General features: G+C 49.9%; 11 protein-coding genes and 1 tRNA gene. 9 read left to right on the top strand and 3 right to left on the bottom strand.

All coding sequences use genetic code 11. The features are described from left to right. The first annotated feature begins 41 nt into the window (after positions 1–41). Positions 42–968, top strand: a complete 927-nt coding sequence (metA, locus tag LI114_RS01430) for a homoserine O-acetyltransferase MetA (protein ID WP_227218730.1) — start codon at positions 42–44, stop codon at positions 966–968. Positions 969–1,040: 72 nt separating this feature from the next. Here the strand turns inward: metA and LI114_RS01425 are convergent, their stop codons facing one another. Continuing rightward, positions 1,041–2,789 carry a PASTA domain-containing protein gene (locus LI114_RS01425; protein WP_227218728.1) on the bottom strand — a complete coding sequence of 583 codons (1,749 nt, stop codon included), beginning with the start codon at positions 2,787–2,789 and terminating at the stop codon, positions 1,041–1,043. A gap of 14 nt (positions 2,790–2,803) precedes the next feature. Next, positions 2,804–4,636, bottom strand: a complete 1,833-nt coding sequence (locus LI114_RS01420; protein WP_227218726.1) for a L,D-transpeptidase family protein — start codon at positions 4,634–4,636, stop codon at positions 2,804–2,806. Positions 4,637–4,844: 208 nt separating this feature from the next. Between LI114_RS01420 and LI114_RS01415 the strand changes: the two genes are divergently transcribed. The 4 genes from LI114_RS01415 to feoB all read left to right on the top strand — a co-directional run bounded on the left by LI114_RS01415 (position 4,845) and on the right by feoB (position 8,999). Then, entirely contained in the window at positions 4,845–5,699 is an 855-nt protein-coding gene (locus LI114_RS01415) for a hypothetical protein (RefSeq protein WP_227218724.1), read from the top strand. A gap of 251 nt (positions 5,700–5,950) precedes the next feature. After that, complete coding sequence (locus LI114_RS01410) at positions 5,951–6,163, top strand: FeoA family protein (protein ID WP_022127816.1); 213 nt, start codon at positions 5,951–5,953, stop codon at positions 6,161–6,163. Positions 6,164–6,214: 51 nt separating this feature from the next. After that, positions 6,215–6,436 carry a FeoA family protein gene (locus LI114_RS01405; protein ID WP_022127815.1) on the top strand — a complete coding sequence of 74 codons (222 nt, stop codon included), beginning with the start codon at positions 6,215–6,217 and terminating at the stop codon, positions 6,434–6,436. Between the two features lie 67 nt (positions 6,437–6,503). Continuing rightward, positions 6,504–8,999: a ferrous iron transporter B gene (gene feoB, locus LI114_RS01400; RefSeq protein ID WP_227218722.1), complete on the top strand. Its 2,496-nt coding sequence runs from the start codon at positions 6,504–6,506 to the stop codon at positions 8,997–8,999. 150 nt (positions 9,000–9,149) lie between these two features. Here the strand turns inward: feoB and LI114_RS01395 are convergent. Next, positions 9,150–9,223 (bottom strand) — tRNA-Pro (locus tag LI114_RS01395). A gap of 147 nt (positions 9,224–9,370) precedes the next feature. Here LI114_RS01395 and LI114_RS01390 point away from each other — a divergent pair. The 4 genes from LI114_RS01390 to LI114_RS01375 all read left to right on the top strand — a co-directional run bounded on the left by LI114_RS01390 (position 9,371) and on the right by LI114_RS01375 (position 12,701). Next, positions 9,371–9,865, top strand: coding sequence for an NfeD family protein (locus LI114_RS01390; protein WP_227218719.1), 495 nt, complete (start codon positions 9,371–9,373; stop codon positions 9,863–9,865). A 42-nt stretch (positions 9,866–9,907) separates the two neighbouring features. Continuing rightward, on the top strand, positions 9,908–10,876 hold the full coding sequence (locus LI114_RS01385; RefSeq protein ID WP_022127810.1) for an SPFH domain-containing protein: 969 nt from the start codon (positions 9,908–9,910) through the stop codon (positions 10,874–10,876). 311 nt (positions 10,877–11,187) lie between these two features. Continuing rightward, positions 11,188–11,607 carry an Hsp20/alpha crystallin family protein gene (locus LI114_RS01380; protein ID WP_022127809.1) on the top strand — a complete coding sequence of 140 codons (420 nt, stop codon included), beginning with the start codon at positions 11,188–11,190 and terminating at the stop codon, positions 11,605–11,607. A 245-nt stretch (positions 11,608–11,852) separates the two neighbouring features. After that, positions 11,853–12,701 carry a hypothetical protein gene (locus LI114_RS01375; protein WP_227218717.1) on the top strand — a complete coding sequence of 283 codons (849 nt, stop codon included), beginning with the start codon at positions 11,853–11,855 and terminating at the stop codon, positions 12,699–12,701. Positions 12,702–12,755 lie beyond the last annotated feature (54 nt).

Here is a 12,755-nt window from a genome sequence, read left to right as displayed (position 1 = left end):
TAATAAAGAACAGAAAATATGAAAAAAGAAGTGATAGAAATATGCCTATTCAGATACCCGATAATCTTCCCGCGTTCGCTACGCTGGAGGACGAAAACATATTCGTAATACCGGAAAACCGCGCCGAGCATCAGGATATTCGCGCGCTGAAGATAGCGATACTAAACCTCATGCCCGATAAGATAGTTACCGAAACGCAGCTTCTGCGACTGCTTTCAAACACCCCTCTGCACGTCGACATCGACCTGGTGCAGACAAGCCATGTGCCGAAAAATACCCCGCAGGAGCATATGCTGAAATTCTATAAATCTTTCGACGAGGTAAAGGATAACCGCTACGACGGCTTCATCATCACGGGCGCGCCCGTAGAGCAGATGGAGTTTGAGGAAGTTGACTACTGGGATGAGCTTTGCCGCGTTTTTGAATGGACGAAAACGCACGTTTACTCCACTATACACATTTGCTGGGGCGCGCAGGCGGGGCTTTATTACCACTACGGCGTGCCGAAATATCTGCTTGAAAACAAGATCTCTGGCGTTTTTCTGCATAAGGCTCTCGATAAGAACCACCCTCTGCTCAAAGGCTTTGGCGATACATTTTTCTGCCCCCATTCGCGCCATACCGAGATACGCAAGGAAGATGTGCAGAAAGTGGAAGAGCTGGAGATACTTTGCGAGTCTGAAGAAGCGGGCGTGCACATAATCTCCGACCTCTCTCAGCGGCAGATATTTATTTTGGGTCACTGCGAGTACGACCGCGACACCCTCGCGAAAGAGTATCAGCGCGATATACAGCGCGGACTGAACCCGAAAAAGCCGCGCCACTATTTCCCCTATGGCGATGTAAACGCCGTGCCTCGCTTCAACTGGTGCTGTTCGGCGAACCTGCTTTACGCAAACTGGCTGAACCACTGCGTTTATCAGAAAACGCCGTATGATCTGGGCAAGCTCGAGCCTATCAGCATCTGACAGAAATTCAACATCAAAAAGATCAGCCGCACAGGTTTTCACGCCCGTGCGGCTGTTGTATTTGCTTGATATTTAATCTGCTATTTCGGCAAGACCGTCCTCGTCAAAGCCGTCGTCGGTAAATGCGCCGTCATAGTATGTGATAGTGCCGTACACTACAAATTCTTTCGTAGAGCTGTTTTGTATCACAACGTAGTATTCAGCGCTGCCCAGTACCTTGATGTCGAAGCTGATGTCGGTATTGCTGGTCTGCTCGCCGTTTTTCATCACAAATCCGTTCTGCGTTTTCACCTCGTAAGCGGGCTTGTCGCTGTTCGGGTCGATGTCGTCTTCATAGTATGTATTTGCGTCAAAGAGCATTATCCTGTAATTGCCGTTTTTTAGATATTGGCTCTCGGGCAGGGTATAGGTCTTAGTTTCCGCTTTGCCCGCCGCGATGGTCAGCGTTACGGCAGAGCCTTCTCTTACTCTCTCGCCGCCCGAAGGGTCTTGCGAAAGCACGCCCTTGCTCTTATCTACGGTGTAGTCGTAGTTGATGTCGGGGTCAAGCTCCAGTTTCAGCAGCTTTTCCGTAGCCTTTTCCTCGCTCAGACCGATAACGTTCGGCACGGTGACGAATTTGTACTGCGAACCCTTGCTGACGTAGATGGTTACGGTAGAGCCTGCTTCCACCTTAGTGCCCTCTTTCGGGTCGGTGCGGGTGGCAGTGCCCTTGTCGTAAGCTTCGTCGTAAACGTCCTTGCGCTTTACTTTCAGCCCCACTTTGGTAAGGCGGCTCTTTGCGGTGTTGTAGTCCGCGCCCTCTACCGAGGGGATAGTTACCTTAGTGTTTTTCTTGCCCTTGCTGACGGTTATGGTAACGCTCTTGCCCGCCGTGAGCGCAGTGCCCGCTTTCGGGTCGGTGCTTATTACCTTGCCCTTAGCGACGGAATTGCTGTATTTCTCTTTCTTGTTGACTTTGTAGCCCGCCGCCTTTACGGCTTTCTCCGCTTCGGAGTAGCTTTTGCCTATAACGTTCGGCACGGCGGCTGATGTAGTGCCGCCCTTTGGCCCAAGGCTCACGGTAACTTCTATCGTTGTGCCCTGCGCGACTGTTTCGCCAACGCGCGCATTATAGATTATTATTCCCTTGCTCACGCTGTCAGAGTAGATGGATTTTTTCACGAAGCTCAGCTTGTCGCCGTATTTGCCGACAACGTTGTTGTAATCCCAGCCCTTGAGGTCTGGAACTATCACGTTTGTAGCGGTGGACGCTTCGCTGTCCTCGCCGTCATCATCGTCCTCGCTGTCTGCGGGCGGGACTTCCGTCTGCGCAGTAGTTGTCGGGGTGGTCTGCGTCTGCGAGATAGTTATCTCGCCGCCCTTGTCCTTTTTGCTGTTGTCCTCAGTTTTGCGCGGCGCGGCAAGCAGGAATATCAGGCATACCGCCGTAGCGCATATCATGCAGATGACCAGCACTATTATAGGTATAGGGCTGCGCGCCTGACGCATCTCGCCGCTGTTGTCGTAGTAGCCCTGAGGCTCGTCCTGCGGAGCACCGTAAGGCTGACCGTATCCGCCCTGCTGATAATCATTTTGCTGATAGCTGTCCTGCTGATAATCGTTCTGATATTGCTGATCCTGCTGATACTGCGTATCGTTAAAGCTTTCGCCGCCCGCGTACATGGTGCTGTAATCATCGGCGGGGCGGTATTGGTCGTACTGACCGTAATTCTCCTGCTCCTGCTGAGTGAACTGCTCGGGTACTTTTTCGCCGCAGGCTCGGCAGAAGCGCGCGCCGTCTTCCAATTTCGCGCCGCATTTCCTGCAATATAATGCCATATCTGCCGCCTCCTTTACCAGTACATTATTACGGGCGTGTTAAGCTCTACGTTATCGTAAACGAATTTCGCGGCGTCGTAAGGCATATTTATACAGCCGTGCGAGCCGTAGTTGACGTATCTCGAGCCGCCGAACGAGGTGTGCCATGTGGCGTCGTGCAGACCCACGCCGAATGTCGAGATGTTGTTCCAGAATGTTACAGGCGTAGACCATGTTTCGCCCGCCGAGGTCGAGCCGCTGAGAACTTTGTTCAGCTCTTTGTACCATAGCTTGTAAACTCCGCCCGGCGTGTTGCGCTCGGGGGTTGGCTTGCCCGAAACTATGTCGCACTCGTACTCCAGCTTGCCTTTTTTGTAGTACCAGAAATGCTGTTTCTTGAGGTCTACCTCGCAGTATGTGTCGCCGATGTCGTCGTCAGCGGTGCGTACTTTAGGGTTGCAGGTGTATGTGTACTGCGAATCGGGGTTGGTGTAGTAGTAAGGCTCGGTGGTAACGCTTACACCGTCCTCTATCAGGTCTACCAGCAGATTGCAGGTCTTTTTTTGGTCTATCCACCAGCCGTAATCGCCCTCGCCCTGCTCGATGGTCATTTTTCCGCGCGAGGTAGAGTTGAAAGTGCGGTCTTTGCCATAGGTGTCGTACTTGTCCGCAAGCTCTTCCACATACGCCATAGCTTTCTTTTTGTCAACGGTGTATCCGTCGAGCGGGTTGTCGTTCTCAAAAGTTATCCAGTCGATAACTTGGCTGCCCGAAAGCGTTTCAGTGGTGTATATGAAGTCGAAAGTAAACTCGGTATCGTAAAGCGAATTGAGCTGATTTAGCTGTTCTTTAAGGTCTGAGCTTCTAACGTTAGGCGTATCGTAGCAGTTGCAGTTTGAAAGATTTATCGAGTACTCGCCGCGCTCTAAGAAGCCGTCGATGTAATCGTAAAGCACCTGCACCTTGTCTTCGTCGATGCCGTTGCCCACTACCTCGGGCACTATCTCGAAGCCGTCGCCCGTGCGCTGTATATACGCGTCCTCAGGCTCTACGCTCGCCTGACCCTCTACTATCCTGCGGTTTATTTCTTTATCCAGCTTCTTTTCATCGTAGCTGAAATCTAGCTTGAAGCTGTACTCGCTCTTCTGCGATTTTGCGGTGAACCACTGCGAATGGTTCTGCTCCTTGTAGAAATTATCCACCGAGCTTTGCAGATTGTCTTTCAGACCGATGTCGCTGAGCGGTATGCGCACGTCGCTTCCGTCGGGGCGGGTAAGGGTTATCACATCGGGCATATCCGAGTCCTGCTTTACCAGCTCGGCAGCCTCTTTCGGCGTTTTCCTGCTTACCTCAGTGCCGTTTATAAATGTGTTGTCAAGAAACACGCCATCATATTTCGCCTTGCCGTGGGTGTACCAAAAAGCACCGCCGCCGCCAACAGCCGCGAGCATCACGGTAAGGGTTATCACCGCCGATAGTACGCGGCGCTGCTTGTTTTTCTTTTTCTTCTTTTTGCGCGCGTTTTTAGAGCCGCCCTTGGCGGAAGAGCTTTTCTTCCTGCTGCCCGCCGACTTGCCCGACTTTGAAGATTTTCCCGACTTTGAAGATCTTCCGCCCGCGGGTCTGCCTGACGAAGAGCCTTGCCTGCGCTCATTTGAAAAATTGAGATACGGATTGTTCACCGGCGCGCACTCGCCCGCAAATTCAGTGTGCACCGCCGCGCGCCGTCTGGCGTCCTCACGGTACTGCACATCGTCGGCGGAATATGAAGAAAGGTTTCCCGCTATCTTTCTGGCCATTTCTTCCTTGCTCATGCCGCCCTTTACACCGTGCTGTGCGTTTTGTATATTATCGTTTCTTTCGCTCATTTTTATATATCACACTCCTGTGGTAATCGTTCGCGCCGAAGCGGCGCATTTTGCTGTCATACCTTATTATAACACAAGGCTTTAAAAAAAGCAACAATTTCCGAATTTATTTCATTTAAAAAACGGTAACAATGTTTGACTTGCGGCGCGATATGTGTTATAATGGTTACGATATAAATACAAATAAAAACGAAAGGTGTCCGCGCTTATGCAGAACGGTCAGTTCAACCAATATAATCAATTCAACCAAAATGGACAGTTCGATCAGTATAACCAATACAACCAATACAATAACGGCTTTGATTTTTCCCGTCGGCAGACCCCGCGCTATGATAATTCGCGCGTGTGGTTTGCGGTGGCTGTGCCTATCATCGCGCTGTTTATCGAGGCTTTCTCGGCTACTTCTTTCAAACTGGGCGTTATCGTCTGGGTTACGGCCGTAGCGGCGCTTTACCTTGCCTGCATAGCCGATAGGCGCTATCTCAAAAAGGCGGGCGCGGGCGATATGCGCTTAGGCGGCTCGCTGATACTTCCGCACCTATATATTTATAAACGCGGCAAAAATACGGGTATGGGCGCAGCGCCGTTTGTGATACTTGTTATCCTGACCATCTACGCCGCCGTCAATAACGGATTTGTGCAGGTGCGTATGATGGATGACGATGATAAGCTCGCGTATGTGCAGGACAGCAGCGTGGCGGCGATAAGCGGGCTTGAGGACATAGGCGGCTCGGCGGCGCTGGAAAGCATAAAAGACAGACTTGAAGCTTACGCGGACGGCAACGAGATAAAGTGGAGCGAGAGCGAAAGCTCCGGCAGGATAACCGTGGTGGCGGAGTGCAAGAAATTCCGTCTGGTGTTCGCGGTATCGCTTGACGGCTTCGCGCTCAGCGACCTGAAAGTTACCGAGTGCACGGTGGACGGCAAAAGCTATACGGGCGAAGATATGACGGCTGAGCTGAAAAATATCTTCGGCGGCGAGAGCAGTTCTTCAGCTGAAAGCGGGCAGGAAAGCGCCGCGGGAAGCTCTTCCTCAGAAAACGATAATGTAAAAACTGCCTGATATTTCCGTTCATATTGACGAAATATTAAGAAAAATTAGACAAGATCAATTTTATATAAAACGGGTTAGGTTATTCTAACCCGTTTTTGTTTAATGTTACGAAAATGAAAAACGTGCGAAAAAAGGGGTTGACAAATCGGTTAGCTTGTGCTAATCTTATATATGGTAAAGAGTTAGACTATGTAAACCCATAAGAACATACAATTTTGTAACATAGTAACTCTAAAAACAAATGAAAAGAGGCGTGGGATATGCTTCCATTAACAATGGCGAACGTAGGCGAAGAGCACAGCATAAAAAGAGTCGGCGGAAACGCGGCTACAAGAAAGTTTCTTGAAAATCTGGGCTTCGTGCCCGGTGCTGACGTAATGGTCATCAGCGAGATGGGCGGCAACGTTATCGTAAACGTAAAAGAGACCAGAGTAGCTGTTTCTAAGGAAATGGCTGTTAAAATAATGGTGTAAATTTATCAGCGTTTTTACGCTGTATCTTATGTATGAGGAGGTAAACGATAGATGGCAACATTGAGAGATGCTAAGATCGGACAGACCGTTAAGGTGAAAAAGCTTGGCGGCGAGGGCGCTGTAAAGCGCAGGATCATGGACATGGGCATTACTAAGGGAGTGGATATTTATATCCGCAAGGTAGCGCCTTTGGGAGATCCTATCGAGATCACTGTACGCGGCTATGAGCTTTCGCTCAGAAAGGCTGACGCAGAGTTCGTCGAGATAGTTTGATGCGGGTCTTCCTCGTATCATGTCAAATAGTTAGACTAGGCTAACATTTTTGAAAGGATTGGATCAGATGGAGATTAAGATCGCGCTTGCGGGAAATCCGAACGCAGGCAAAACCACACTGTTCAACGCTCTTACGGGTTCAAATCAGTTCGTAGGCAACTGGCCCGGCGTTACGGTAGAAAAAAAGGAAGGCAAGCTGAAAGGCAATAAAGACGTTACCATCACCGACCTTCCCGGTATTTATTCGCTTTCGCCCTACACCCTTGAGGAAGTAGTTGCGAGAAATTACCTTATCAGCGAGCGTCCTGACGCTATACTGAACATCATCGACGGTACTAACCTCGAAAGAAACCTTTACCTCACCACTCAGTTGGTAGAGCTGGGCATACCCGTTGTAGCGGCTGTAAACATGATGGACGTTGTAAAGAAAAACGGCGACGTTATCAACTTTGCGCAGCTCGAAAAAGAACTCGGCTGCAAGGTAGTAGAGATCTCGGCGCTGAAGGGTACCGGTATAAAGGAAGCTGCTGCGGCTGCTGTTGAAGCTGCTAAGAGCGGCGAAAAGATGATACCTCAGCACTCTTTCTGCGGCTGCGTAGAGCACGCTATCGCACATATCGAGGAAGTTTGCGTTCACAATATGCCCGAGGAGCAGCAGAGATGGTACGCTATCAAGATCTTTGAGCGCGACGAAAAGGTCATTGAAAAGCTCGGACTTGCTCAGTCGGTAAGAGATCACGTTGAAAAGGACATCGAGGCTGCCGAGGCTGAGATGGACGACGACGCTGAGTCTATCATCACCAACGAGCGCTACGTTTACATAGCTTCCATCATCGGCGGCTGCTTGAAGAAGAAAAATCAGGGCGGACTTACCACTTCTGATAAGATCGACAAGATCGTTACAAACCGCTGGCTGGGTCTTCCCATCTTCGCAGTAGTAATGTTCATCGTATACTACATTTCGATGGTAACCGTCGGCTCTGCCGCTACCGACTGGGCTAACGACGGTCTGTTCGGCGACGGCTGGCACCTCTTCGGCATCGGCTCTTCCGACGCTGAGGCTGCCGCGGAAGATTACGGCGATACTAACGCTATCATAGAAGGCTATGTTGCTTATCTGGCTGACCAGGGCGTTGACACCGCAGACCTCGAAGCTCTAATCGACACCGAGGCTGACGATTTCGACGGCGCTGCCGCTAAGGAAGCTATCATGGAGGAAACTGCTGAATACAGCTCGGATTTCAAGTACGACGTAGAAGACGAAGAAACTCTTGAAGTTACTACCGAAACTGCTACTATGGCAGACCTGACCGAAGCCTGCGATAAGTTTGCTGAGGGTGAGCCTGACCCCGCTGATTACGGCGTATGGGTCCCCGGTATACCTGTACTTATCCAGAAGGGCCTTGACGCAGTTAACTGCGCTGACTGGCTGAATGGTCTTATCATCGACGGTATCGTAGCCGGTGTAGGCGCGGTACTCGGATTCGTACCTCAGATGCTGGTACTCTTTATCCTCCTTGCATTCCTCGAGGCTTGCGGCTACATGGCTCGTATAGCTTTCGTAATGGACAGGATTTTCAGAAAGTTCGGTCTTTCGGGTAAATCCTTTATCCCGATACTTATCGGTACGGGCTGTGGTATCCCCGGAATAATGGCTTCCAGAACTATCGAGAACGAGCGCGACAGACGTATGACCATAATGACTACTACGTTCATCCCCTGCGGCGCTAAGACTCCTTTCATCGCTATGATCGCAGGCGCTATCTTCGGCGGCTCGGCATTCGTAGCAGTAGGCGCATACTTCATCGGTATCGCGGCTATCATAATCTCGGGTATCATGCTCAAGAAAACTAAGATGTTCGCGGGCGACCCCGCACCTTTCGTAATGGAGCTTCCTGCATACCATATGCCTACCGTAGGCAACGTACTTCGCTCGATGTGGGAGCGCGGCTGGTCGTTCATCAAGAAGGCGGGTACTATCATCCTGCTTTCGACTATCGTAGTTTGGTTCACCTCTTACTTCGGCTGGGTAGACGGCAGCTTCGGAATGCTGACCGAAGACCAGATGGACGCAAGCATACTTGCTAAGATCGGCAAGGGCATCTGCTGGATATTCGCACCTCTCGGCTGGGGCAACTGGCAGGCTACTGTTGCGGCAGTTACCGGACTTGTTGCTAAGGAAAATATCGTTGGTACTATGGGTATCCTCTATGGCGGCGGCGACGGCACTGTTTACAGCGCTATCGCAGCGGCGTTCACCAGCGTAAGCGGCATGAGCTTCCTCATCTTCAACCTGCTCTGCGCACCCTGCTTTGCAGCGATGGGCGCTATCAAGCGTGAGATGAACAACATCAAGTGGTTCTGGTTCGCTATCGGCTATGAGTGCGGCTTTGCTTACCTCATCGCTCTTATCGTAAACCAGCTCGGCCTGCTCTTCACCGGCAGCGTCAACGTTATCGGACTTATCGTAGCTATCGCAGCTATCGCTCTTATCATCTATATGCTGGCAAGACCTTACAAGGAAGCGACCAAGTTCAAGGGCAGCGTTAAGGTAAACGCTTGATAAAAACCGAAAATAAAGTGTGACATTTACATACTGACATTTTTGTATAAAGAAGACCCCGTCGGCCTCGGAAGATCGAAGTCGGCGGGGTTTTTGTATTTGCGCACAAAAAATTCAGCCCCCCGCCGAAGCGAAAGGCTGACACAAAAGTCGGGATGACAGGACTTGAACCTGCGGCATCTTGCTCCCAAAGCAAGCACTCTACCAAACTGAGTTACATCCCGTTTTTTGACTATAATATTATAGCATAGTTTTTCGCTCGTGTCAAGGGCTTTGGCAGAAAAAATTCCACATAAAAATTCTGTAAATTGCCCGCCGACTATTGCAATTTCGTAAACTTTGTGTTATAATTGTAAAAAGGTTCGGCGCAAATGGCGCTCACAGACCTTGGAAAGGAGAGAAAGGCTTTGAAAGAGATAATAGATTCGTTCGTTTCAAACACGCAGGTGCTTGGCTGGGCGATAGCTTTTCTGGTTTTCGCTGTGGCTGAGGCGGTAACGTTAAACGCGCTCGTGTCCATTTGGTTCGCGATAGCCGCGCTGCTCGCAATGTTCGCCGCGCTCGCGGGGCTGAGCTTTATTTGGCAGCTCGTTATCTTCGTGGTAGGCAGTACGCTGCTTCTCGCCGCGACCCGCGCGCTCGTTAAACGCATGAAAAAGAACAAAGCGCCCGACCCGAACGAGGATTACGACATCGGCAAATCTGCCGTAGTTATCGAGGCTCTTTGCAGCCGTACCGGCGAGGGCAGGGTAAAGCTCGACGGAGTTGACTGGGCGGCGCGCTCGGAAAACGGCGACGACATAGCGAAGGGCGAAGTAGTTACCGTCAAAAAGGTCGAAGGCGCTAAGCTCATCGTGGCTAAGTAAACACTCGGCGAGAGCCGTTTATATTAAGGAGGAAAACAGCAAATGGATCCATTATATGTAATTCTGATAATCGTGCTGGTGCTGCTGGTAATCATCATCTCGAATATCAAGATCGTTCCGCAGTCGTATGTGTATGTAGTTGAGCGTCTGGGCGCTTACCACGCTTCGTGGGGCACAGGCCTGCACATCAAGATACCTTTTATCGACACTATCGCAAAGCGCGTGAACCTAAAGGAACAGGTGATCGACTTCCCGCCGCAGGACGTTATCACTAAGGATAACGTAACTATGAAGATCGACACCGTAATTTTCTTCATGATAACTAACGCTATGCAGTTCACCTACGGCGTTGAGCGTCCTATCAAGGCGATAGAGAACCTCACAGCTACCACGCTGAGAAATATCGTCGGCGACCTCGACCTCGAAGCTACTCTTACTTCGCGCGATTATATCAACGGCAACATCACCCGCGAGCTTGACGAAGCTACCGACCGCTGGGGCATAAAGGTACAGCGCGTAGAGCTGAAAAATATCATCCCGCCCCCTGAGATACAGGATTCGATGGAAAAGCAGATGAAGGCCGACCGTGAGCGCCGCGAAAAGGTAATTCAGGCTGAGGCTGAGAAGAAGTCGCAGGTGCTCGTTGCAGAGGGCGAAAAGGAGTCGAAGATACTCCGCGCGCAGGCTGAAAAGGAAGCTAAGATACTTCAGGCAGACGCTATAAAGCAGCAGAAGATACTCGAGGCAGAGGGTGAAGCGCAGGCTATCGAAATGGTACAGCAGGCTCTTGCCGATAGTATCAGAAAGCTGAATGAGGCTAACCCGAACGAGGCGGTCATCCAGCTCAAGAGCCTTGAGGCTTTTGAAAAGGCTGCCGATGGTCAGGCTACCAAGATCATCATACCCAGCGAGATACAGGGTCTTGCAGGTCTTGCGGCTGGTCTTAAAGGCGTTATCACCGACGATAAGGACGTTACCGCTGTAAAGCCTAAGAGATTTACTCAGAACTGATCTTTAGAATTTTATCCCCGTGCAGAGCCAAAATGCGCGGGGATATTTTTATGCACATCCGCCGAGTGAGCCAATGCAAACTTTTTAGCACTCTCAAAATGTGAGTGCTAAATTTCATCAAACTTTCACATATCGGTAACTTATTTTTCAAACAAGAGCCGTATCATATAGTTAAAGAAAGAGGAAAGGAAATGGTACCGATGGAACGAATGAAACAAAAGATATTCAGATAGTTCACATCAAACATCAACAATCAAACATCATACAAATTGGTCAATTAAAAAGAAATATAGAAATTGGAGGCATGACTTATGTATGGACTTACACCTTTTGAGAGAAAAAGCTTTGACTTATTCAACGCATTTCACGATTTTGAGAACGACTTCTTCGGCGGCATGGCTCCCGCAGCCTTCAAAACCGATATCAAGGACGAGGGCGATAAATATTTGATGGAGGCTGAGCTGCCCGGCTTTGAGAAGAGCGACATCAAGCTCGATATTTCGGGCAATACGCTTACTTTGAGCGCCGAGCACAGCGATTCCTCAGAGAAAAAGGACGGCGATAATTACGTTTGCCGCGAGCGCAGCTACGGCTCTTACCAGCGCAGCTTCGACATAAGCGGTATCGACGCCGACAAGATCGACGCTGAGTACAAAAACGGTATTCTCTACATGACTATGCCGAAAAAGCAGAAGGCTCAGCCCGAGGTCAAGCGCCTTGAAGTCAGATGATAACATCCGACTTAAAGCTTGCTAAACTGATCGATCATTCCTGCGGCTTTTCCGAACGCGGTTTCGGGAGAGCCGCTCCTTTTTTGTGAAATTACATTATAAATGTCTTGATACGATTACACACTTGTTCAAATCGTGGAATGTGCCATGCTGACAGCTAAAAGTATTGACAAAATCAATATTTTGGTATAAAATATAATTGGATAAATAATCAGCGAAAAAATCGTGAAAGGAAAAACTTTGAAATGATACTGAAAAAATTTGTTTCTGCACTGCTTATATGCGGCGTGGCTCTTTCGGGCGCTGCCGCGCTTACAACTTCAGCTGATACGAGCGAAGATGTTGCGCCTACCCTCGCTTTCGACGGCGATGACTGGAGCAAGTACATCGACGTTTTCGATGATACGGGCAGCGGCGCTTATTCGCTGAAGAGCGAGCGCGACGTAGTCTATCAGGGCGCTTCGGCAAAGCTGACGGCAAACCTTACCAACCCTCCCGATTACGCGGGCGGCTCTGAGGACAGCATGGGCATAATGCTCAGCGCTGAGAAATTCGGGCTGGATAATTTCGACGGCTACACCCTCAGCTTCTACACAAGATTTAACGTGAATATCGAGGGCCTGCTGAACGAGGATAAGGCATACGTTTTCGGTCAGAACGCCGATAAGGAGCTTACCACCCCGACGATAAAGACGATAGCTTACTCTGCCGCTTCAAATGTAAACAATTACGAGAAGCAGTTTATCACTATCCCCACCGACACAAAGACTACTGAGATACTGATAAAAGTTCCGCTGGCGCAGGCTTACACCGGCGACGTTATGTATCTCGACAACCTCTCTCTGCTGTACGCTACCGATGGCGACGCGAACCCTGTTGTTACTCTCGACACCTACAACGCCAACGCACCTATTTCTGACAAGGGCGACGTTATTAAGCAGAACAAAAAGCAGACTACCGTAGACACCAGCGAGGTGGAAAAGTCCAGCGAGGGCGGCTCGGTAGGAATAATCATCGTGATAGCAGCCGCAATTCTCGTAGTAGGCGGCGCGGTGGCATTCGCGATAGTAAAGGCTAAGAAGAGATTTTATTAAATCAAAATTTTGGAAAATTTGCAGGCGGGCTGAAAAAACGGCTCGCCTGTTTTC

Origin of the sequence: Ruminococcus sp. 210702-SL.1.03, from assembly GCF_020559915.1 — a bacterium.
Lineage (GTDB): Bacteria > Bacillota > Clostridia > Oscillospirales > Ruminococcaceae > YE71.
Note: the sequence above shows the minus strand (reverse complement) of the source record. Positions and strands in the feature narration are given on the sequence as shown.

Bases quoted from the DNA above. Each gene is read 5' to 3' on its own strand.
- metA (WP_227218730.1), top strand. From the start codon at position 42: ATGCCTATTCAGATACCCGATAATCTTCCCGCGTTCGCTACGCTGGAG.
- LI114_RS01425 (WP_227218728.1), bottom strand. From the start codon at position 2,789: ATGGCATTATATTGCAGGAAATGCGGCGCGAAATTGGAAGACGGCGCG.
- LI114_RS01420 (WP_227218726.1), bottom strand. From the start codon at position 4,636: ATGAGCGAAAGAAACGATAATATACAAAACGCACAGCACGGTGTAAAG.
- LI114_RS01415 (WP_227218724.1), top strand. From the start codon at position 4,845: ATGCAGAACGGTCAGTTCAACCAATATAATCAATTCAACCAAAATGGA.
- LI114_RS01410 (WP_022127816.1), top strand. From the start codon at position 5,951: ATGCTTCCATTAACAATGGCGAACGTAGGCGAAGAGCACAGCATAAAA.
- LI114_RS01405 (WP_022127815.1), top strand. From the start codon at position 6,215: ATGGCAACATTGAGAGATGCTAAGATCGGACAGACCGTTAAGGTGAAA.
- feoB (WP_227218722.1), top strand. From the start codon at position 6,504: ATGGAGATTAAGATCGCGCTTGCGGGAAATCCGAACGCAGGCAAAACC.
- LI114_RS01390 (WP_227218719.1), top strand. From the start codon at position 9,371: ATGGCGCTCACAGACCTTGGAAAGGAGAGAAAGGCTTTGAAAGAGATA.
- LI114_RS01385 (WP_022127810.1), top strand. From the start codon at position 9,908: ATGGATCCATTATATGTAATTCTGATAATCGTGCTGGTGCTGCTGGTA.
- LI114_RS01380 (WP_022127809.1), top strand. From the start codon at position 11,188: ATGTATGGACTTACACCTTTTGAGAGAAAAAGCTTTGACTTATTCAAC.
- LI114_RS01375 (WP_227218717.1), top strand. From the start codon at position 11,853: ATGATACTGAAAAAATTTGTTTCTGCACTGCTTATATGCGGCGTGGCT.